The sequence below is a fragment of the Streptomyces thermovulgaris genome, from assembly GCF_002155915.1.
In the GTDB taxonomy this organism is placed as follows: Bacteria; Actinomycetota; Actinomycetes; order Streptomycetales; family Streptomycetaceae; genus Streptomyces; species Streptomyces thermovulgaris.
This window is the reverse complement of record NZ_MUME01000110.1, coordinates 1-21,556: the sequence shown is the minus strand read 5'-3', so window position 1 is coordinate 21,556 and position 21,556 is coordinate 1. Positions and strand designations below refer to the sequence as shown.

Genomic DNA, 21,556 nt, shown 5'->3' with positions numbered 1-21,556 from the left:
CGGGCTTTCCTCCGGGCGCTTCCCTTCGGTGTTTCCGACTCTATCAGATCTTCTTGCCGATCTGATCCCCGGTCAGCGGGGTTTGTCTTCACGGCCCTCGGGCCGCTCCGACGTCCCAGACTTTAGCGGATTCCTTGCTCCCGAGCGAATCGGGGGCTGCGTTCCTGCGAACGCGGATTCCTCATTTCCGTAAATACGCACGCCAATAAGCACGACTGCGATTGAGTCGCGTTAAAGGGCGGTACTGCGGAAAGGCTGTCCGGGGACCGACCGACGTCGGCTCTCACGTCGGACAGCTCGGAGCACATTACGGACCCGGGCGGGCCATGTCAACTCTCGGACAAAAGCCACCCTGGGGGCGTACTCTCGTGGACATGACTCCGCATACGTGCACCCAGCTGTGGTGGGCCGCCTGACGGCGGCCGTGGTCACGTGTGCTCGCAACGGCCGCCGCCTCGGCGGCCGTTCTCGTCTCTCCTCCAGGGGCTCGATCCCCCAGGGATCCGAGGAACAGCCGGCCCGGGACGGCGGCCTCGACCAGAAGAGGCAGAGGAGCAGAGGAGATGACACGAGTCCTCAGCGGGATCAAACCGACCGGCCATCTGACGCTGGGCAACTACCTGGGCGCCCTGCGGCGGTGGGTCGAGGTGGACCAGCATCGGTCGGAGGCGCTGTTCTGCATCGTCGACCTGCACGCGCTGACCGTGGACCACGACCCCGCGCGTGTGCGCAGACTCACCCGGCGGGCCGCGACGCTGCTGCTGGCGGCCGGGCTCGACCCGGAGCGGTGCACCGTGTTCGTGCAGAGCCATGTGGACGAGCACACCCGGCTGTCGTACCTGCTGGAGTGCGTGGCGACCGACGGTGAGATGCGGCGGATGATCCAGTACAAGGAGAAGGCGGCGCGCGAGCGGCAGCGGGGCAGGAGTGTGCGGCTGTCCCTGCTGACGTATCCGGTGCTGATGGCGGCGGACATCCTGGCGTACGGCGCGGACGAGGTGCCGGTCGGGGACGACCAGACGCAGCACGTGGAACTGGCCCGCGATCTGGCCGTGCGGTTCAACCAGCGCTACGGGCACACGTTCGTGGTGCCGAGGGCGACCCGTCCGAAGGTGGCGGCGCGGGTGATGAACCTGCAGGAGCCGACGTCGAAGATGGGGAAGTCGGACGACTCCGGGCCGGGCATCGTCCATCTGCTGGACGAGCCGGAGACCGTGCGGAAGAAGATCATGCGGGCGGTGACCGACAGCGGGCGGGATGTCGTCCACGACCGGGAGAAGCGGCCGGGGATCACGAACCTCCTGGAGATCCTGGCCGCCTGCACGGGCGGTGACCCGAAGGAGCTGTGCGGTGCCTATGCGTCGTACGGCGCTTTGAAGAAGGACACCGCGGAAGCCGTGGTCGAGGTCCTCAAACCGCTCCAGGCACGGCACAGGGAGCTGTGCGCGGACCCGTCGTATGTGGACGCGGTGCTGCGGGCGGGCGCGGAAAGGGCCAGGAGGACGGCGCGGCCGACGGTGGACGCGGCGTACCGGGCGATCGGGCTGCTGCCCGCCTGAAGGGAACGGTGCCCGCTCGGGGAAGCACGGGGTGCCGACCGCCCGGAAGCCGGTGTCAGCCGGTGCCGGAGGCCAGCTCGCGACTGCGGTCGCGGGCGGCTTCCAGGGCGGCGATGAGTGCGGCGCGCACCCCGTGCTTCTCCAGTTCGCGGATGGCGTTGATCGTGGTGCCGGCCGGGGAGGTGACGTTCTCGCGCAGCTTCACGGGGTGCTCCCCGCTGTCGCGGAGCATCACGGCGGCGCCGACCGCGGACTGGACGATCAGGTCGTGGGCCTTGTCGCGGGGCAGGCCGAGCAGGATGCCGGCGTCGGTCATGGCCTCGACCAGGTAGAAGAAGTAGGCCGGGCCCGAGCCGGACAGGGCGGTGCAGGCGTCCTGCTGGGCCTCGGGCACGCGGAGCGTCTTGCCCACGGCACCGAAGATCTCCTCGGCGTGGGCGAGGTGCTCGGCGGTGGCGTGGGTGCCGGCGGAGATGACGGACATGGCCTGGTCGACGAGGGCGGGCGTGTTCGTCATGACACGGACGACCGGGGTGCCGGGGGCCAGGCGCTCCTCGAAGAAGGAAAGGGGGATCCCCGCCGCGCCGCTGATGACCAGGCGGTCGGCGGGGACGTGCGGAGCCAGTTCGTCGAGGAGGGTGCCCATGTCCTGGGGCTTGACCGTGAGGATCAGGGTGTCGGCGGTCTTGGCTGCTTCCGGGTTGGTGACCGGGGTGACTCCGTAGCGGGCGCGGAGTTCTTCGGCCCGTTCGGGGCGGCGGGTGGTGACCATCAGGTCGGCGGCGGGCCAGCCGCTTCGGATCATTCCGCTGAGCAGGGCTTCACCGATCTTGCCGGTGCCGAGGACTGCGACTTTCTGGCTCATGCGTTCATCCTCGCACCGGCAGTACGGGGTACGGGCGGTTTGTCCGACTGGCGGACGCCTTCCTTCCGTACGGGTTCCTTCCGTACGGGTTCCTTTCGGACGGCTCCCTGTTCGTACAGTCCGTACGGGTTCCTCAGGGGTTCCTTCCGCGCGGGCTATGCCGTACGCCGCCGGAGGGTGGCCGCTCCCAGGCCGAGGACCAGCAGGGCGCAGCCGGCCACGATCAGTACGTCGCGGACGAAGGTGCCCGTCACCTCGGTGTGGCGCAGGACCTCGTCCATGGCGTCGACCGCGTAGGACATGGGGAGGACGTCGGAGATCGCCTCCAGCACGGGATGCATGTCGGCGCGAGGGGTGAACAGGCCGCAGAGCAGGAGCTGGGGGAAGATCACCGCCGGCATGAACTGGACCGCCTGGAACTCGGAGGCGGCGAAGGCGGAGACGAAGAGGCCGAGCGCGGTGCCGAGGAGGGCGTCGAGCAGGGCGACCAGCAGGAGCAGCCAGGGCGAGCCGGTGACGTCCAGGTCGAGGAGCCACAGGGCGAGTCCCGTGGCCAGGGCGGACTGAACGACCGCGAGGGCGCCGAAGGCGAGGGCGTAGCCGGCGATGAGGTCGACCTTGCCCAGGGGCATGGCGAGAAGGCGTTCCAGGGTGCCGGAGGTGCGCTCGCGCAGGGTGGCGATGGAGGTCACCAGGAACATGGTGATCAGCGGGAAGATGCCGAGGAGCGCGGCGCCGATGGTGTCGAAGGTGCGCGGGCTGCCGTCGAAGACGTAGCGCAGCAGGACCAGCATCAGGCAGGGGACCAGCAGCATCAGGGCGATGGTGCGGGGGTCGTGGCGGAGCTGGCGCAGGACCCGGGCGGCGGTGGCGGTGGTGCGGGCGGCGCTCAGGGCCCGGGGGGCGGGGGGTGCCGCCGGTGCGGTGGTGGTGCTCATCGTGCTGTCTCCTTGGCGCGGCCCGCGGCGGCCGCCTCGTCGACCAGGTGCAGGAAGGCCGCCTCGACGGTGTCGGCGCCGGTGCGGGCGCGGAGTGCGTCCGGGGTGTCGTCGGCGAGGATCCGGCCCTCGCGCATGAGGAGGAGGTGGTGGCAGCGCTCGGCCTCGTCCATGACGTGGGAGGAGACGAGGAGGGTGGCGCCGCGGGCGGCGGCGATGTCGTGGAAGAGGGCCCACAGGTCGCGGCGCAGGACGGGGTCGAGGCCGACGGTCGGTTCGTCGAGGACCAGCAGCTCGGGGGCGCCGAGGAGGGCGACGGCGAGGGAGACGCGGCTGCGCTGGCCGCCGGAGAGATTGCCGGCGAGGGCGTCGGCGTGGCGGGTGAGGTCGACGTCGGCGAGGGCGCGGCTGACGTGCTCCCGGCGGCGTTCGGCCGCCGCGCGGCCCGGGTCGAGGACGGCGGCGAAGTACTCGAGGTTCTGGCGGACCGTCAGGTCGTCGTAGACGGAGGGGGCCTGGGTGACGTAGCCGACGCGGCTGCGGAGGGCGGCGTGGCCGGCGGGGCGGCCGAGTATCTCCAGGGTGCCGCTGACCTTGGCCTGGGTGCCGACGATCGCGCGCATGAGGGTGGACTTGCCGCAGCCGGAGGGGCCGAGCAGACCGGTGATCCGGCCGCGCGGGACGGTGAAGTCGAGGCCGTGCAGGACGGTGCGCGAGCCCCGGACGACGGTGAGGGCCTCGGCGCGGACGGCGGGCGTGCGTGGGTCGGGAGGACCGGACTCGATATTCATCATGTGATGATTAATGCGCGCGGCGAGGGAGCCGTCAAGGGGGTGCGGGATCGTGCGGGGAAATGCGAGGGGGTGCCTCGTGCCGGGGATCAGCGGCGAGGAGAGGTCGCCCGTGCCGGGACGAGGCCGCTCCGCGCCGAGGAGGCCGAGGAGACCGAGGTGGCCGAGAGGGCTGAGGAGGCCATGCAGGTCAGGGGGCCGGAGCCAGGAAGACCAGGAGGCCGGGAAGCAGGCGGAGGGAAACAGGAAGGCGGCCTGGGCAGGCCCGAGGGGCCCGGGGAAGCCGGAGGAAGGGCGCGAGAAGGCGCAAAAAGGGAGGGCAGGGAGGGCGAAGGAGAAGGGCGCGGGAAGGGAGTGCGCAGGTCAGGAGCGGCGGCGCTTCGCCGGGTTGCCCGAACGGCGGGCGATGCGGCGCTCGTACAGCTCACGGGCGCGCCGGTACTCCTCGCGGTGCAGTTTCTCGCCGGGGGCCTCGACGAGCGAGCGGAAGAAGTAGGCGAAGAGGGAGCCGACGAATCCGATGGAGAGCAGGCCCCGCAGGGCGGCCCGGCGGTCGGGGTCGGGACGCTTGCCGAAGCTCTCCCAGGTGTGGCCGAAGGCGAGCGCGCTGCACACCGCGAACATCACGACGATCAGGACCGTGACGAAGGAGCCCGACTCGGCGAGCTGGAGGCCCTGGTAGGCGAAGCGGAGCACGAGACAGGAGGCCACGGCCGCGGCGAGCGAGCCGAGGGAGACGCCGATGCGGCGGAGGGTGTAGCCGCCGTCGTGGTTCACCCAGGTGGTGCCGAAGAAACGGAGGGGCTCGGGCTGGGGGCCGTCGGAGGCCGCCGTGGAGCCCGCGGGGATGTCCGGAGTGCCGTTGTCGTCGCTCACGGCTCGATTATGGCTTCCGGGCGCCCGCGGGCTCCGTCCGGGATCAGCTGCAGCGCGAGGCGACGTAGCCGTCGCTGCCGGTGTACACGTACGCGTCGGAGACGTATTCGCCGTTGCCGATGTTGTCCCAGATGTTCGACGTGCCGTAGTAGCCCGACACCTTCGTGCCCGGCATCTGGCAGAAGATCGGGACCTTGGCGCCCACGGGCAGCACCCGGATGATGCCGTAGCCGGTTCCGGGACCGCTGCGGACGTTGAGGCGGACACCCGGCGCCACCGGGTAGTACCGCGCGGACGCCGCGGCCGCGACGGTCTCCGCCGCTTCGTCGCCGACCTTCTCGGTGTGCTCCTCGGCACGCTTCTCGGTACGGTCGACAGACATGAGAAACCTCCCCCCGTCATCAACCCCGTGATCTTCACGGGGTCACGATCATTCCCCTTGGACGCACCATAAAACACAGGTGTGCGCCCCAAAAACACGGGCGCGCACGGCGTGTCCCCGCCCGTACGCCGCCTCGGTCCCGTTCACGCCATCGACTAGGCTCCGTGCATCCGTCGCGCGCGCGAACGAACAGCTCGGGGGTGGTCCATGGCGCCACAGCGCAACATCGAAGCGGGCGCGGAAGCGGAACTTCCGGAGTACATCGGCCACTACCGTCTGGAATCACGTCTGGGCTCCGGTGGCATGGGTGAGGTGCACCTGGCCCGCAGCGCCTCGGGACTGAAGCTCGCGGTGAAGATCGTGCACGCCCAGTTCGCCCAGGATCCCGAGTTCAGGGGGCGGTTCCGGCAGGAGGTGGCGGCGGCCCGCAGGGTGAGCGGTGCGTTCACCGCGCCTGTCGTCGACGCCGATCCGGATGCCGAACGCCCTTGGATGGCGACCCTGTTCATTCCCGGGCCCACGCTGGCCGATCATGTGAAGCGGAACGGGCCCATGCCCGCGGCCCAGCTGCGCCGTCTGATGGCCGGTCTCGCCGAGGCGCTGCGCGACATCCACCGGGCGGGCGTCGTCCACCGTGACCTGAAACCGAGCAATGTGCTGCTCGCCGAGGACGGGCCGAAGGTGATCGACTTCGGCATCTCCCGGCCGAAGGACAGCGAACTGCGCACCGAGACCGGCAAGTTGATCGGTACGCCGACCTTCATGGCGCCCGAGCAGTTCCGCCGGCCCCGGGAGGTGGGTCCGGCGGCCGACATCTTCGCGCTCGGGTCCGTGCTGGTGCACGCGGCGACCGGACGCGGGCCGTTCGACTCCGACAGCCCGTATGTCGTCGCCTACCAGGTCGTGCACGACGAGCCCGATCTGACGGGCGTGCCGGAGGACCTGGTGCCGCTCGTGCGGCGCTGTCTGGCCAAGGACCCCGAGGACCGGCCCACGTCCAACGAGCTGGTGCGGGAGCTGCGTTCGACGGCGGCCTCGTACGACACGCAGGCCTTCATACCGGAGCGGCGGACCGGCGGTGCGCCGGACACGCCGTGGCCCGGGCCGGCGTCCGGACCGGACACCGAGCCGGACACCGGACCGGACACCGGGCAGGACGCCGAACCGGCCTCCGGCCCGGAGGCCGGACCGGAGGCCGGGCAGGAAAAACCTGCGCGCCGAAGACGTCCTCGCGGACGGACGGCCCTGATCTCCGGTGCGCTCGGTCTGCTCATGGCCGGTTCCCTGGTCACGGTCATGGTGGTCACGGACGACGGCTCCGCGTCCGGGGACGCTCTCGCCCGGACCCGCTCCGCCGGGCCCTGGGAGACGAAGCCGGTGTCCGGGACACCGGCCGCACCGCAGTGCACCCATGGCACCGGCACCCTGTTCTGCGCGCAACCCGGCGCGGTCGTCGCCCTCGACCCCTCCGACGGCAGCGTGCGGTGGCGGCGCTCCGTCGACGGGGCCGGCAGGCTCGCACCGGTCCTGTCCGGCGGTCTGGTGCACGTGGCCACGACGGACGGGCGGCATCTGGAGGTGCTCGACCCCTCCTCGGGCCGGACGCATGCGCGGCGGGACGTTCCTGCACAGGGCGGATGGAGGTTCGCGGGCGACATGCTGCTGCTCGCCGGTGCCGACGGGACGGTCACCGGTGTGGACAGCGCCTCGGGCGAGACACGGTGGACCATGCGGGCGCCGGGCTCCTCCCTGCCGTCCCTCGCCTCGTTCCCCGGGGATCCGCTGGCGTATGCGACGAACACGTCCGCCGACGGGGCGAGCACCTGGATCATCGCCGTGGACCCCCGTACCGGCGCCGTCCGCCGGCGGGCGGAGCTGAGGGGGATGCTGAGCCCCGTGGGCGCCCGGGACGGCTCCGTCTTCTTCCTCGACCTCGACCGGAGCACCGGGGATGCGAGGGCGGTCGTGCGGTACGTCTCCGGGTCCGGGGAGGTGCGGCGGGTGGAGCTGCCCGTCCCGCGCCAGTCCCCGCAGGCCGAGGTACGGGGGGACGTGGTCCATCTGCTGGCGTCCGGCGGTGCGCTGGAAGCCGTCGACACGGCCGCGGGCAGGCGGCTGTGGCTTCTCGAGACGGCCGTGAGCCGCGGTTCGGCGCCGGTCTCCGACGGCCGCCATGTGTATGTCGTCGCCGCGGACGGGCGGCTGCTCGCCGCAGACGCCCGTACGGGCCGGCTCGTCGGGCAGACACGGCCGCGGCTCGGTGCCGGGTCGGACCGGGTCGCGGGCACGCTGGCCCCGCCGGTGCTCGCCGAGGGCCGCGTCTGTGCCGGTGCCCCCGACGGCACCGTCTTCGCCGTCGGCACGAGCGATCCCGCGGCCTGGCAGACGTCCTGACGGTCCGGCAGAGGCGTCCTGACGGCTCGACGGCGGCACGGCAGACGTCCTGACGGCCGGGCACACGTCCTGACGGACGCGCCCGCCGACGGATGCGACCGGACGTGATGCGGGCGAGAGGGTCCGGGGAGGGCAAGGGCACGGAACGCGGTGCGGGGCCGCCTCCCGTGGAGACGGCCCCGCACCGGAGCCGGGGAACCGGCCCGGTTCAGCCCAGTTTCGAGATGTCCCTGACGGCGCCCTTGTCCGCGCTGGTGGCCATCGCGGCGTAGGCGCGGAGTGCCGCCGAGACCTTGCGGTCGCGGTTCCTCGGGGCGTACACGCCGTTCAGCGCCTTCTCACGGCGGGCCAGCTCCTCGTCGTCGACGAGGAGTTCGATGCTGCGGTTCGGGATGTCGATGCGGATGCGGTCGCCGTCCTCGACGAGCGCGATGGTGCCGCCGGAGGCCGCCTCCGGGGAGGCGTGGCCGATGGACAGGCCCGAGGTGCCGCCGGAGAAACGGCCGTCGGTGACCAGGGCGCAGACCTTGCCCAGGCCGCGGCCCTTCAGGTACGAGGTCGGGTAGAGCATCTCCTGCATGCCCGGGCCGCCCTTGGGGCCCTCGTAGCGGATGACGACGACGTCGCCCTCCTTGACCTGCTGGGTGAGGATCTTCTCGACGGCCTCCTCCTGCGACTCGCAGACCACCGCCGGGCCCTCGAAGGTCCAGATGGACTCGTCGACGCCCGCGGTCTTCACCACGCAGCCGTCCACGGCCAGGTTGCCCTTGAGGACCGCCAGGCCGCCGTCCTTGGAGTAGGCGTGCTCGACGGAGCGGATGCAGCCGTTCTCCGGGTCGGTGTCCAGGGTCTCCCAGCGTTCGGACTGGGAGAAGGCCTCCGCCGAGCGGCGGCAGCCGGGGGCCGCGTGCCACAGTTCGACCGCCTCGGGGGACGGGGAGCCGCCGCGCAGGTCCCAGGTCTTGAGCCAGTCCTCGAGGGAGGGGCTGTGGACCGCGTGCACGTCCTCGTTCAGCAGGCCCGCGCGGTACAGCTCGCCGAGCAGGGCGGGGATGCCGCCGGCGCGGTGCACGTCCTCCATGTAGTAGGTGCGGTCCTTGGCGACGTTCGGGGCGACCTTCGCCAGGCACGGCACCCGGCGGGAGACCTGGTCGATCTCCTCCAGGCCGAAGGGGACGCCGGCCTCCTGGGCGGCGGCCAGCAGGTGCAGGATCGTGTTGGTCGAGCCGCCCATCGCGATGTCCAGGGCCATCGCGTTCTCGAAGGCCGCGGCGGTGGCGATGCTGCGCGGCAGGACGGAGTCGTCGTCCTGCTCGTAGTAGCGGCGGGTGAGGTCCATCACCGTGCGGGCCGCGTTCTCGTACAGCGCGCGGCGGGCCGTGTGGGTGGCCAGGACCGAGCCGTTGCCGGGCAGGGCGAGGCCGATCGCCTCGGTCAGGCAGTTCATCGAGTTGGCGGTGAACATGCCGGAACAGGAGCCGCAGGTCGGACAGGCGTTCTCCTCGATGCGGAGGATGTCCTCGTCGGAGACCTTGTCGTTCACGGCGTCGGCGATCGCGTCGACCAGGTCGAGGGTGCGGACCGTGCCGTCGACCAGGGTGGTCCGGCCGGACTCCATCGGACCGCCGGAGACGAAGACCGTCGGGATGTTCAGCCGCAGGGCGGCCATCAGCATCCCCGGGGTGATCTTGTCGCAGTTGGAGATGCAGATCAGGGCGTCGGCGCAGTGCGCCTCGACCATGTACTCGACGCTGTCCGCGATCAGGTCGCGGGAGGGCAGCGAGTACAGCATGCCGCCGTGGCCCATCGCGATGCCGTCGTCGACGGCGATGGTGTTGAACTCGCGCGGGATGCCGCCCGCCTCCCGGACCGCCTCGCCGACGATCCGGCCGACCGGCTGGAGGTGGGTGTGGCCGGGCACGAACTCGGTGAAGCTGTTGGCGATCGCGACGATCGGCTTCCGGCCGATGTCCGCACCGGGTACACCGGAGGCGCGCATCAGGGCACGGGCGCCCGCCATGTTGCGGCCATGGGTGACTGTGCGGGACCTCAGCTCGGGCATCGTCGCTCGCTCCTTCGGGACGTTCCGCCGGGACGCCGGGCGTTCCCGGCAGAGTACTGACTCACTCGAGCGTACGCCGGTCTTCCAGGGGTCGGGACGCGTTGTCCGTCATGCGGGACACGTGTCGTGGGGCGGTGCGCGCGGGGCCGTACGGGCGGGGCCGCGGTGCGCCGGCCGCGCCCGCGGTGGTGCGGCCGGGACGCGCTCAGGCGCCCGTGAGATGTCCGTGCACGACCGGTGCCAGCCGCGCGACGACCTGCTCCGTGTCCGCCGACGCCAGCGGCTCCAGCTTGATCACGTACCGCAGGATCGCGCACCCCACCAGCTGGGCGGCGGCGAGCTCGGCGCGCAGCTCCGCGTCGGGCAGGTCGATCCGGCCGGCGATGCGGCGCAGCAGCTGGGAGGCGATCAGCCGGCGGAAGACGGCGGCCGCGGTGTCGTTGGTCAGCGCGGAGCGGACGATCGCCAGCAGGGGCGTACGGGTGGCCGGGTTCTCCCAGATGCCGAGGAAGAAGCGGGTCAGACGTTCGCCCACGTCGTCGGGCGGTGCGTCGGCGACCGCCTTCGAGGCGTTCAGGGCGGGGGCGAAGATGACCTCGATCGCCGCCTCGAACACCTGCTCCTTGGTGCCGAAGTAGTGGTGCACGAGGGCGGAGTCGACCCCGGCGGCCTTGGCGATGCCGCGGACGGAGGTCTTCTCGTAGCCGTGCTCGGAGAACTCCTTGCGGGCCGCGGTCAGGATGAGGTCACGGGTGTCGGCGGCCTCCTCGCGACGGGGACGGCCGCGGCGCCGGACGGGAGCGCCGGTCATCGCCGGGGCACCCGCACCCGGGAGGCCAGGTGCAGCCGGGTGAAGGCCAGGGCCTCGGCGAGATCGGACTCGCGCTCGGCGCTGGACATGGCCCGGCGGGTGTTGACCTCGAGGACGACATGGCCGTCGAAGCCGGAGGAGGCGAGACGTTCCAGCACCTCGGCGCAGGGCTGGGAGCCGCGGCCGGGCACCAGGTGCTCGTCCTTGGCCGAGCCCTTGCCGTCGGCGAGGTGCACATGGCCGAGCCGGTCGCCCATGCGGTCGACCATCTGCAGGGCGTCGGCGCGGGCCGTCGCCGCATGGCTGAGGTCGATCGTGAAGTGGCGGTAGTCCTCCTTGGTGACGTCCCAGTCGGGGGCGTAGGCGAGCATCTCGCGTTCGCGGTAGCGCCAGGGGTACATGTTCTCCACGGCGAACCGCACATCCGTCTCGTTCGCCATGCGCCAGATGCCGGAGACGAAGTCACGGGCGTACTGACGCTGCCAGCGGAACGGCGGGTGGACCACGACCGTGCTCGCGCCGAGCTTCTCGGCGGCCGTCCTCGCGCGCTGGAGCTTGGTCCAGGGGTCGGTGGACCACACCCGCTGCGTGATCAGCAGGCAGGGCGCGTGCACGGCGAGGATCGGGATCCCGTGGTAGTCGCTGAGCCTGCGCAGCGCCTCGATGTCCTGACTGACGGGGTCGTTCCACACCATGACCTCGACCCCGTCGTATCCAAGGCGCGCGGCGATCTCGAAGGCCGTCGCCGTCGACTCCGGATAGACGGAGGCCGTCGACAGGGCGACCTTCACATCCGGGACACGAACGGATTCCACCACGAGGGACAGGTTACGGGGTGCGGTCGGGTGACGCGGGGGCCCCGCCTGCCGTTGTGGCGTTCGTCATGGGCGCCCGCGGGACCGCCGTGACGGACCGCGTCCCCGTGCGCAGGCCGCGCGGGGCCGCGGTCCCGTTCCCCCCGCCCGCACCCGCCGGGCCCAGGTGGTCGAGGTGCCGCAGGATCACGCCCTCCCTCAGGGCCCATGGGCATATCTCCAGGCACTCCACCTTGAACAGGTCCATCGCGCCCTCGGCGACCAGCGCGCCGGCCAGGATCTGGCCCGCCCGGCCCTCGGAGACGCCGGGGAGCCGGGCGCGCTCGGCGTACGTCATGGCGGAGAGCCTGGGCACCCACGCCTCCAGGGACTCGCGCTTCAGCTCGCGCTGGACGTACGGGCCCTCGCCGGAGCGGACGGTGCCGGCCAGGCGGGCGAGCTGCTTGAACGTCTTCGAGGTGGCGACGACGTGGTCGGGGGCGCCGAACCGGCTGAACTCGCCGACCACCCGTGCGATCTCGGCGCGCACATGGCGGCGCAGCGCCCTGACGTCCTCCGGGCCGGGCGGGTCGCCGGGCAGCCAGGCGGCGGTGAGCCGGCCCGCGCCGAGCGGCAGGGACACCGCCGCGTCGGGCTCCTCGTCGATGCCGTAGGCGATCTCCAGCGAGCCGCCGCCGATGTCCAGGACCAGCAGCCGCCCCGCCGACCAGCCGTACCAGCGGCGGGCGGCGAGGAAGGTGAGACGGGCCTCCTCCACGCCGCTGAGCACCTGCAGCTCGACACCGGTCTCGCTCCGCACCCGCGCGAGGACGTCGTCGGCGTTGCCGGCCTCGCGCACGGCGGAGGTCGCGAACGGCAGCAGGTCCTCGACGCCCTTGTCCTCGGCGGCCCGCAGCGCCTCCTGGATCACCGCGACGAGTCCGTCGACGCCGTCGGGGCCGATCTCGCCCTCCTTGTCGAGGAGTTGGGCAAGGCGCAGATCCGCCTTGTGCGAATGCGCGGGCATCGGGCGGGCACCGGGGTGCGCGTCGACCACCAGCAGATGCACCGTGTTCGACCCCACGTCGAGGACACCGAGTCTCATGGAGGGAACGCTACTGCGGAACCGGGGTGCTCCGGCCCCTGCGGCCCCGTCCGGGCCGGGCCCGGCCGTGGGGGCGGGCGACTTACCCTGGACGGGTGCCAAAGACGAAAAAGACGAAGCCTGATGAATCGGCCGAACCGGCGGACTCGGCGAATCCGGCGGACCGGAGGGAAGCGGTGAAGCCGATGCAGCGGGATTCGGACCCCGGCGAGCCCGACGAGAAGGGGCTCGACTTCGCGCGCGCATGGGTGGAGTTCCCGGACCCGGCGGACGACGAGCAGGTCTTCCGCTGTGATCTGACCTGGCTGACCTCGCGGTGGAACTGCATCTTCGGCAGGGGCTGCCAGGGCATCCAGGCGGGCCGCGCGGACGACGGGTGCTGCACGCTGGGGGCCCACTTCTCCGACGAGGACGACGAGAAGCGGGTGGCCGAGCATGTGGCGAGGCTCACGCCGGACATCTGGCAGAACCACGCCGAGGGCACCTCCGGCGGCTGGGTCGTGGAGGACGAGGAGGGCTCCCGGCAGACCCGCCGGTTCGAGGGCTCGTGCATCTTCCAGAACCGGCCCGGCTTTCCCGCCGGCATGGGCTGCGCGCTGCACCTGCTGGCGCTGAGGGAGGGCCGCGAGCCGCTGGAGACCAAGCCGGACGTGTGCTGGCAGCTGCCGATCCGGCGGACCTTCGAGTGGATCGACCGTCCCGACGACACGCGGGTGCTGCAGGTGTCGATCGGCGAGTACGACCGCAGGGGCTGGGGCCCGGGCGGGCACGATCTGCACTGGTGGTGCACCTCGGCGACGTCGGCGCACGGCGCGGGCGAGCCGGTGTACGTCTCCTACCGGGCCGAGCTGACCGAGCTGATGGGCAAGGCCGGCTACGACCGCCTGGTGGAACTGTGCGAGGAACGTCTGGCCTCCGGGCCGCCGCTGCTGGCACCGCACCCTGCCGACCCCGCCCACGCCGGTCCCGCGGGGCCCGCCGGTCCGGCCCGGGGGAAGGGCCCGGCCTAGGGGGTGTCCGTCGGGCTCGGGCCGCCCGGGGCGTCGCCGTCCCCGGGGACCGGGGACTGCCCGCCGCCCGGATCGGGCGGGGCGGAGCCGGTCGGGGTCGGGGTCGGTGCCGGGTCGGAGGACGGCGGATCGGCCGGGGGGCTCGACGGGCTCGGAGAGCTCGTGGGGCTCGCGGAGGCGGACCGGCTCGGCGTGGGCCACGGGTCGGGGGCCGGGGACGGTCCGGCCGGAGAGGCGGGGGCGGAATGCACGGGACCGGGCGCGATGCCGCGTCCGTGGAGGAGGACGACGGCGCCCGCGGGCGCGATCGTCACGCGTGCGCTCCAGGGGCCGGACGGCTCGTGCAGGTGGTCGATGTACACCCTGATCGTCAGGGACTCCCCGGGGCCGAGGGTGCCCGACGTACGGCTCAGATAGATCCAGGACGCCCCGGTGGAGGCCGACCAGCGGACCGGCCCGGGACCGGAGGCGGTGAGCGTGATCAGTGTGGTGTCGCCGGTGCCGGAGGCGGTCACCGTCAGCCGGCCGTCCGTGCGGCCGGCGCCGGTGACGCTGACGACCTCCACGGAGACGTCGGGTCCGTCGCCCGCGCCGAAGCGGGTGTCGGGGCCGGGGGCGGCGTTGCCGGTGTTCTGGTATCCGCCGCCTGCCGGCCTGCCGTCCGGGGCGCCCGGGTCGTGTGCCTCGCGCGCGGTGGCGGAGGGGCCGCCGTGGCCCTCGCCCTCCCCGAGGGGGGCGTCCCGGTAGGCGGCCCACAGGGCCAGCACGGGGGCGGCCACCACGGTGGCCACCACGGTCGTCGTGACGGCACGCGCGCGGAGCCGGTCCCTGCGGGCCGCGTGGTCCTTGGGGCTCATGGGGAAGCCGCGCCGGTCGAAACGGGGACCGGCGCCCCGCGCGCGCGGGTGGTGCGCCAGGGCCGTGCACAGGGCCGCGCGGGGCGCCGTGAGAACGGGCAGCTCGGCGCGTGCGACGGTGGCGCCGGGCCACCGGCCGGGCAGGGCGCGCCCGGCGACGCGGCGGCAGCGCGGGCAGTCGTCGACATGGCGGACGAGCTCGCGCCGCAGGGTCGCGCTGAGCACCACCTGGTCGTCGCCGGCCAGACGGGAGATGCTCGGGCAGGCCCCGCTCTCGACGACGGCGAGGGCCGCACGTGTGCGCTCCACCTCGCAGGTGGCCGCGGCGAGGAGTTCCCGGGTGGCGTCGACGCTTCTGCCCAGGACGGCGGCGACCTCGTGGACGGCGAGGCGGTGGCGTACGGCGAGCTCCAGGGCCTCGCGCTGTTCCGGGGTGGTGCCGGCGGCCTCCGGCCAGGCGAGGAGGGTCAGCTCGTGCCGTCTTTGCTGCCGGACCTCGTCCGGGACCGGCGGGGCGGCGGGCCGCACGGGCCCGTGCCGGGTGCCGTCGTGGCCCGCGGCGTGCGTGCCCCGACGTTTCTGCTCGGCCCTCTGCTTGGTCTTCTGCTTGGTCTCGGCCAGCTCGCGCAGGCACGCCCAGCGGGCCAGCGCGTACAGCCAGGCCCGGCGCTCGCCCTCGGCGCCGGGACCGCGCTGCCCGCGCCGCTCGGCGGACACCAGCGCGTCCCCGAGGGCGGCGGTGGCCGCGTCGTGGTCGCAGAGCACGGACAGGCAGTAGGTGAACAGGCCGTCGAGGTACGGCTCGTAGTGCGCGAGCGGCTGCTGCGCCAGGGTGCGCGCGGCAGCGCGGTCGCGCGCTTCGCGGTGTGTCCGGTGCGTCCGGTGCGCACCGGTCGTGCGGGGCTTGGTGTCCGGACTGCTGCTCATCACCCGTGCGACCGTATGCGGCTCGGGTTCGTCCGCTCTTGTCCCTTGAGCACTTTTAATTCGTACGGGTGAAACGATCCCTCATAAGGGGAAGGAAACCTTCCGTTCCATGACCCGGCCGGGCCCCCGCCCGGGGGACGGCGCTGTCGGAGCCGGCGGCTACGGTTTCCTCCATGGCTGCCCGTAGCAAGACCGCCAAGGATCGCCCGTCCTACCGCTGCACGGAGTGCGGCTGGCAGACGGCCAAGTGGCTCGGCCGCTGCCCCGAGTGCCAGTCCTGGGGCACGGTCGAGGAGTACGGCGTCCCCGCGGTCCGTACGACGGCGCCGGGCCGGGTCACCACCGCCGCCCTGCCCATCGGCCAGGTCGACGGCCGTCAGGCCACCGCCCGCTCCACCGGCGTGCCCGAGCTCGACCGCGTCCTCGGCGGCGGGCTGGTCCCCGGTGCCGTCGTCCTGCTGGCGGGCGAGCCCGGCGTCGGCAAGTCCACGCTGCTGCTGGACGTGGCGGCCAAGTCCGCGAGCGCCGAGCACCGCACGCTGTACGTCACGGGCGAGGAGTCGGCGAGCCAGGTCCGTCTGCGGGCCGACCGCATCGGCGCCATCGACGACCACCTGTACCTGGCCGCCGAGACGGACCTGGCCGCCGTCCTCGGCCACCTGGACGCGGTCAAGCCCTCCCTGCTCGTCCTCGACTCGGTGCAGACGGTCGCCTCCCCCGAGGTCGACGGCGCACCCGGCGGCATGGCGCAGGTCCGGGAGGTGGCGGGGGCGCTGATCCGCGCCTCCAAGGAGCGCGGGATGTCCACGCTCCTGGTGGGCCACGTCACCAAGGACGGCGCGATCGCGGGCCCGCGTCTGCTGGAGCACCTGGTGGACGTCGTGCTGCACTTCGAGGGCGACCGGCACGCGCGTCTGCGCCTGGTCCGCGGCGTCAAGAACCGCTACGGCGCGACGGACGAGGTCGGCTGCTTCGAGCTGCACGACGAGGGCATCACGGGCCTGCCCGACCCCAGCGGCCTGTTCCTCACCCGCCGTGACGAGCCGGTGCCCGGCACCTGCCTGACCGTGACCCTGGAGGGCCGCCGCCCCCTGGTCGCCGAGGTGCAGGCGCTCACCGTGGACTCCCAGATCCCCTCCCCGCGCCGTACGACCTCGGGCCTGGAGACCTCCCGGGTCTCGATGATGCTGGCCGTCCTGGAGCAGCGGGGCCGGATCAGCTCCCTGGGCAAGCGGGACATCTACTCGGCGACGGTCGGCGGCGTGAAGCTGTCCGAGCCGGCCGCGGATCTCGCCGTCGCCCTGGCGCTGGCGTCGGCCGCGAGCGACACCCCGCTGCCGAAGAACCTCGTCGCGATCGGCGAGGTGGGTCTGGCGGGCGAGGTCAGGCGGGTCACGGGGGTGCAGCGCCGGCTCGCGGAGGCCCAGCGCCTGGGCTTCACGCACGCGCTCGTGCCGGTCGACCCGGGCAAGATCCCGCCGGGGATGAAGGTCCTGGAAGTCGCCGACATCGGGGAAGCACTGCGGGTCCTGCCGCGTTCCCGTCGTCGGGAGACCACTCAGGAGCAGGAGGACCGCCGGTAGACTTTGGCCTGGTCCCGCCCGTCCGTACGAACCGAGGTGCGATACGGGAGCGCCTGAGTACCTGCGACCGGAGGAGAGCAGTGGCAGCCAACGACCGGGCAGCAGTTCCAGGAAAGTCCGGCGGGAGTTCCACCGATGCCCTGATGCGTGCCTCCCTCAGCGCCGTGGCCCCCGGCACGGCCCTGCGGGACGGCCTCGAGCGGGTGCTCCGCGGCAACACCGGTGGGCTCATCGTGCTCGGCTCCGACAAGAACGTCGAGGCGCTGTGCACGGGAGGCTTCGTCCTGAACGTGGACTTCACGGCGACGCGGCTGCGTGAGCTGTGCAAGCTGGACGGCGGCATCGTGATCTCCTCGGACCTGACGAAGATCCTCCGGGCGGGCGTGCAGCTGGTGCCGGACCCCACGATCCCCACCGAGGAGACGGGCACCCGGCACCGCACGGCGGACCGGGTGAGCAAGCAGGTCGGCTTCCCGGTGATCTCCGTCTCGCAGTCCATGCGGCTCATCGCCCTCTACGTCGACGGCCAGCGCCGTGTCCTGGAGGACTCCGCGGCGATCCTCTCCCGCGCCAACCAGGCCCTGGCCACCCTGGAGCGCTACAAGCTCCGTCTGGACGAGGTGGCCGGCACGCTGTCCGCGCTGGAGATCGAGGACCTGGTGACGGTCCGGGACGTCTGCTCGGTCGCGCAGCGCCTGGAGATGGTGCGCCGGATCGCCACCGAGATCTCCGAGTACGTGGTGGAGCTGGGCACCGACGGCCGGCTTCTCGCTCTCCAGCTGGACGAGTTGATCGCCGGCGTGGAGCCCGAGCGCGAGCTGGTCGTCCGGGACTACATCCCCGCGCCGACCGCCAAGCGCTCCCGCACGGTCGACGAGGCGCTGGCGGAGCTCGACAAGCTCTCCCACGCCGAGCTGCTCGAGCTGTCCACCGTGGCCCGGGCCCTCGGCTACACCGGCTCCCCCGAGTCCCTCGACGCGGCGGTCTCCCCGCGCGGCTTCCGGCTGCTGGCCAAGGTGCCCCGGCTGCCCCGCGCCATCATCGACCGCCTGGTCGAGCACTTCGGCGGCCTGCAGAAGCTGCTCGCCGCGAGCGTCGACGACCTGCAGATGGTGGACGGCGTGGGCGAGGCGCGGGCGCGCAGCGTCCGCGAGGGCCTGTCCCGGCTGGCGGAGTCGTCGATCCTGGAGCGGTACGTCTGAGGCGGCGCGCCCCCGCCGGGGCGCCTCGGCCAGGGCGTCTTGAGCGAAGTGTCCGGGCGGGGCGTGCGGACCGGGCGTCCACCGCGTTCGCACCGGGCCCGGCGCGGTGCACCGCGGCCCGCGTGCCCGGCGCGTGCCGCCGCCCGTGGAGCCAGGGCCCGGCCGGAGGCCCTCCGGCCGGCCGCACCGGGAACGGATCCGGCGCACCGGGCCCCGCGCATCCGGTCCGATCCGCACGGCACCGCTGAAGCGGCGCCGCCGGGGCGGCACCGTCAGGCCGCCTCCAGCACGAACGACGTCCGCAGCCTGTCGTGGCCCGGCACCTTCGCCTCCACCAGGTAGGTGCCCGCCCGGGCCGATCCGGCCGGAGGCGTCGCGCACCGCGCGGCGCTCGGCTTGCGGTCCCACGTGATGGTGTACGTGATGCTGCTGCCCGCCGGCACCCGGTACAGCCGGCTTCCGGCCGTCTTCGGGCAGTCGGCCGAGGACCAGTAGGTGTCGTCGCTGTCGGCCTGACTGATCGTCACCACCGCGGTCCTCGGCCCGAGATCGATCTTGCAGTCGCTGTCGGAGGTGTTCCTGGCGACCAGTTCGAACGCGGGCTTCTCCTCGGGCTCGTAGGAGTTGCGGACGCTGCGCAGCGTCAACTTCACCGCGCTCGGGGCGCAGTTGGGCAGTGTGCTGCCGGCCGGCAGGGCGGGACCCGTACCGCCGCCGCTCCCGGCGGCACCCCCCTCGCCGCCGCTTCCGGCACCGGCGTCCTCGCCGTCGCCGCCGGCCGGGCCGCCACCGGAGTCGGAGCCGCTTCCGTCCGTGCCGCCGGGAACGCCGGCACCGGGGCCCGGCCCGCCGGCGCCCTCGTCGGACTCGTCGCGTCCGCCGGGGCGTTCACTGATCGCGGGACCGGAACCGGAGGGTCCCGGTGTGATGGTCGAGGGCGCGGGGTGCTTGCTGTCCGACCTGCCGCTGTTGTCCTTGCGGTCTCCGCCGCCCAGGCTGAGGAGCCAGGTGATCAGCAGCGCCAACAGGGCGACTGCGGACAGCAGTACGATCCTCCGACGCCAGTAGATGGAGGCGGGAAGCGGACCGACCGGATTGCGCAGAGATCCCACGGTCCAAACTGTACGAGAGTTCGTTGCCTTCCCTTGCGCCACCCGCCGCTGTGACGACAACTTTTCCAGATCATCATCCCGCCAACGCCCTTACGGGCGGCCCTTCTTGTGATTTACGTATCCATACGACCGCAGTCGGTGACGACACCGGCCCGCGCGGGTCACACGGCCGTCCACCCCCACGTGGCAGGATCGGACGTGCCATGACTGCGCCCACACTGCCCCCACACAGCAGCTCCGACACTCCGGCCCCCGCCACCGACGCCCGGGCGGACACCGGCACGCCCGCCGACCCCGAGGCGTCCGTCTCGTCCCTCGGCCGGATTCTGCACACCCAGGTCATCAGCTGGTACGACGCCAACGCACGCGACCTGCCCTGGCGGCGCCCCGACGCCGGCGCCTGGGGCGTGATGGTCAGCGAGTTCATGCTGCAGCAGACACCGGTCAGCCGTGTGCTGCCGGTCTACGAGCAGTGGCTCGAACGCTGGCCCCGCCCCGCCGACCTCGCCAAGGAGGCGCCGGGCGAGGCCGTCCGCGCCTGGGGCCGGCTCGGCTACCCGCGCCGCGCCCTGCGTCTGCACGGCGCCGCGGTCGCCATAACGGAACGGCACGGCGGCGACGTCCCCACCGAGCACGCGCAGCTCCTCGCCCTGCCGGGCATCGGCGAGTACACGGCCGCGGCGGTGGCGTCCTTCGCCTACGGGCAGCGGCACGCCGTCCTGGACACCAACGTCCGCCGGGTGCTGGCCCGCGCGGTCACCGGCGTGCAGTACCCGCCGAACGCCACCACCGCGGCCGAACGCCGCCTGGCCCGCGCCCTGCTGCCCGAGGACGCGCGGACCGCGGCCCGCTGGGCCGCCGCCTCCATGGAGCTCGGCGCGCTGGTGTGCACGGCGAAGAACGAGGCGTGCGGCCGCTGCCCGATCGCCGAGCACTGCGCCTGGCGGCTCGCGGGCAAGCCCCCGCACGAGGGGCCGCCGCGCCGGGGACAGACGTACGCCGGCACCGACCGGCAGGTCCGCGGCAAGCTGCTCGCCGTTCTGCGCGAGGCGCACGCACCGGTGCCGCAGGCGGTGCTCGACCGGGTCTGGCACGAGCCGGTCCAGCGGGCCCGGGCCCTGGACGGGCTCGTCGCGGACGGCCTGGTGGAACCGCTGCCGGGCGGGCTGTACCGGCTGCCGCTGACCTGACGCACGGTCGTCCCGCGGACGCACGAGGGGCCCCGGGGGCGTCGCGGGCGTGCGTGCCGCACTCCCGTGACGCCCCGGCCCGCCGTGCCGTCGTACGGACGGACCGAGCGGGGCGCCGGCCCGCTCCGCCGCCACCGCTGTTACACAATCGACGCCCAGTCGAGCGCTGATCGCGGGCTGCTCCGGACAGTGCCGTGACAACACCTCCGTACCTTCGGACGCGTGCCTGACAAGCACCGGACGGCCGCCGACCACGGCCGTCCGCTCACCGACGAAGGAACCGGCGACGGACGGGCCGGGGGAAACGGGGACCGGGAGGCGGTTGGACATGGCGCGGGGAGAGGTGCTCGAGTTCGAGGAGTACGTGCGCACCCGGCAGGACGCGCTGCTGCGCAGTGCGCACCGGCTGGTGTCGAACCCGAGCGACGCCCAGGACCTGCTCCAGACGGCGCTGGCACGCACCTGCGGCCACTGGGAGGACATCACCGACAAGCGGTTCGCGGACGCCTATCTGCGCCGGGTGATGATCAATACGCGGACCGAGTGGTGGCGGGCCCGGAAGCTGGAGGAGGTCCCCGCCGAACAGCTCCCCGACCTCCCGGTCGAGGACTCCGCCGAGCGGCACGCCGACCGTGCGCTGCTGCTGGACGCCCTGCGGGCCCTCGCTCCCAGGCAGCGCCGCGTCGTCGTGCTGCGGCACTGGGAGCAGATGTCCACGCAGGAGACGGCCACCGCCCTCGGCATGTCCACGGGGACGGTCAAGAGCGTGCTGCACCGGGCGCTCGCCCGGCTCCGCGAGGAGCTCCAGGCCCGTGACCCCGACGCCCGCGCGCCGAGGCGTGAGGAGCGGAAGCGGTGCGCGGCCTGATCCGCGAAGGCACCGGCCCGGGAGGCGTCCCGTCCCGGGACACCGCCCGGACGGCGGGCACGACGGTGGCCGCGCTCGTCTCCCTCGTCCTGCTGGGGTCCGCCTGCGGCAACGGGGGGACCGGGATCCGTGACGAGGGGCCGGCCCGTACCGGCCCGGCGGCGAAACCCGCCGTCACGGTCTCTCCCCGCCCTGCCGCCCCGGCCGCTCCCCGCCCCTCCGCTCCGAAC

At 73.0% G+C, this 21,556-nt stretch carries 18 protein-coding genes and 1 pseudogene; 8 read left to right on the top strand and 11 right to left on the bottom strand.

What is annotated here, in order from left to right; all coding sequences use genetic code 11:
- Positions 1-563: 563 nt before the first annotated feature.
- Positions 564-1,559 (top strand): tryptophan--tRNA ligase, encoded by a 996-nt coding sequence (gene trpS, locus CCN35_RS11445; protein WP_067393523.1) that lies wholly within the window; start codon positions 564-566, stop codon positions 1,557-1,559.
- Between the two features lie 55 nt (positions 1,560-1,614).
- Here trpS and proC read toward each other — a convergent pair whose 3' ends face one another.
- The 5 genes from proC to CCN35_RS11420 all read right to left on the bottom strand — a co-directional run bounded on the left by proC (position 1,615) and on the right by CCN35_RS11420 (position 5,411).
- Entirely contained in the window at positions 1,615-2,424 is an 810-nt protein-coding gene (gene proC / locus CCN35_RS11440) for a pyrroline-5-carboxylate reductase (RefSeq protein WP_067393526.1), read from the bottom strand.
- A 155-nt stretch (positions 2,425-2,579) separates the two neighbouring features.
- A complete protein-coding gene (locus CCN35_RS11435; protein ID WP_067393529.1) occupies positions 2,580-3,362 on the bottom strand; it encodes an ABC transporter permease in 783 nt (260 codons plus the stop codon).
- Complete coding sequence (locus tag CCN35_RS11430; RefSeq protein ID WP_086792481.1) at positions 3,359-4,156, bottom strand: ABC transporter ATP-binding protein; 798 nt, start codon at positions 4,154-4,156, stop codon at positions 3,359-3,361. The genes CCN35_RS11435 and CCN35_RS11430 overlap by 4 nt, the downstream gene beginning before the upstream one ends.
- A gap of 360 nt (positions 4,157-4,516) precedes the next feature.
- Positions 4,517-5,029, bottom strand: coding sequence for a hypothetical protein (locus CCN35_RS11425; RefSeq protein WP_067393534.1), 513 nt, complete (start codon positions 5,027-5,029; stop codon positions 4,517-4,519).
- A gap of 43 nt (positions 5,030-5,072) precedes the next feature.
- Positions 5,073-5,411 (bottom strand): SH3 domain-containing protein, encoded by a 339-nt coding sequence (locus CCN35_RS11420; RefSeq protein ID WP_067393537.1) that lies wholly within the window; start codon positions 5,409-5,411, stop codon positions 5,073-5,075.
- 207 nt (positions 5,412-5,618) lie between these two features.
- Here CCN35_RS11420 and CCN35_RS11415 point away from each other — a divergent pair, with 207 nt between their 5' ends.
- A complete protein-coding gene (locus CCN35_RS11415; RefSeq protein ID WP_086792479.1) occupies positions 5,619-7,805 on the top strand; it encodes a serine/threonine-protein kinase in 2,187 nt (728 codons plus the stop codon).
- A 208-nt stretch (positions 7,806-8,013) separates the two neighbouring features.
- Here CCN35_RS11415 and ilvD read toward each other — a convergent pair whose 3' ends face one another.
- From ilvD to CCN35_RS11395, 4 genes are all read right to left on the bottom strand, one after another.
- Entirely contained in the window at positions 8,014-9,867 is a 1,854-nt protein-coding gene (gene ilvD / locus CCN35_RS11410) for a dihydroxy-acid dehydratase (RefSeq protein ID WP_086792477.1), read from the bottom strand.
- Between the two features lie 205 nt (positions 9,868-10,072).
- A complete protein-coding gene (locus tag CCN35_RS11405; protein WP_067393546.1) occupies positions 10,073-10,678 on the bottom strand; it encodes a TetR/AcrR family transcriptional regulator in 606 nt (201 codons plus the stop codon).
- The gene (locus tag CCN35_RS11400; protein WP_067393549.1) at positions 10,675-11,496 is read right to left on the bottom strand and encodes a sugar phosphate isomerase/epimerase family protein; all 822 of its coding nucleotides are present in this window, start codon (positions 11,494-11,496) and stop codon (positions 10,675-10,677) included. Before CCN35_RS11400 ends, CCN35_RS11405 begins: the two co-directional genes overlap by 4 nt.
- A 10-nt stretch (positions 11,497-11,506) precedes the next feature.
- Complete coding sequence (locus CCN35_RS11395; RefSeq protein ID WP_079129683.1) at positions 11,507-12,577, bottom strand: Ppx/GppA family phosphatase; 1,071 nt, start codon at positions 12,575-12,577, stop codon at positions 11,507-11,509.
- 185 nt (positions 12,578-12,762) lie between these two features.
- Here CCN35_RS11395 and CCN35_RS11390 point away from each other — a divergent pair, with 185 nt between their 5' ends.
- Complete coding sequence (locus tag CCN35_RS11390) at positions 12,763-13,587, top strand: DUF3109 family protein (RefSeq protein WP_067393876.1); 825 nt, start codon at positions 12,763-12,765, stop codon at positions 13,585-13,587.
- Here the strand turns inward: CCN35_RS11390 and CCN35_RS11385 are convergent.
- Positions 13,584-15,371 (bottom strand): hypothetical protein, encoded by a 1,788-nt coding sequence (locus CCN35_RS11385; protein WP_236560596.1) that lies wholly within the window; start codon positions 15,369-15,371, stop codon positions 13,584-13,586. The two genes, CCN35_RS11390 and CCN35_RS11385, sit on opposite strands and share 4 nt — an antisense overlap.
- Before the next feature lie 173 nt (positions 15,372-15,544).
- Between CCN35_RS11385 and radA the strand changes: the two genes are divergently transcribed.
- Together radA and disA are read left to right on the top strand one after the other, a co-directional pair.
- A complete protein-coding gene (gene radA / locus CCN35_RS11380; RefSeq protein WP_067393556.1) occupies positions 15,545-16,954 on the top strand; it encodes a DNA repair protein RadA in 1,410 nt (469 codons plus the stop codon).
- A gap of 80 nt (positions 16,955-17,034) precedes the next feature.
- Positions 17,035-18,156, top strand: a complete 1,122-nt coding sequence (gene disA / locus CCN35_RS11375; protein ID WP_067393560.1) for a DNA integrity scanning diadenylate cyclase DisA — start codon at positions 17,035-17,037, stop codon at positions 18,154-18,156.
- Between the two features lie 272 nt (positions 18,157-18,428).
- On the opposite strand, the gene CCN35_RS11370 is transcribed toward disA, so the two are convergent.
- Positions 18,429-19,268 carry a hypothetical protein gene (locus CCN35_RS11370; protein ID WP_067393563.1) on the bottom strand — a complete coding sequence of 280 codons (840 nt, stop codon included), beginning with the start codon at positions 19,266-19,268 and terminating at the stop codon, positions 18,429-18,431.
- A gap of 203 nt (positions 19,269-19,471) precedes the next feature.
- On the opposite strand from CCN35_RS11370, the gene CCN35_RS11365 reads away from it, so the two are divergent.
- From CCN35_RS11365 to CCN35_RS28905, 3 genes and pseudogenes are all read left to right on the top strand, one after another.
- A complete protein-coding gene (locus CCN35_RS11365) occupies positions 19,472-20,458 on the top strand; it encodes an HhH-GPD family protein (protein WP_067393567.1) in 987 nt (328 codons plus the stop codon).
- Between the two features lie 328 nt (positions 20,459-20,786).
- Entirely contained in the window at positions 20,787-21,326 is a 540-nt protein-coding gene (locus tag CCN35_RS11360; RefSeq protein ID WP_067393571.1) for a SigE family RNA polymerase sigma factor, read from the top strand.
- Positions 21,314-21,556: pseudogene (locus CCN35_RS28905) on the top strand (hypothetical protein); the annotation flags it as partial. The gene CCN35_RS11360 and the pseudogene CCN35_RS28905, both read left to right, overlap by 13 nt.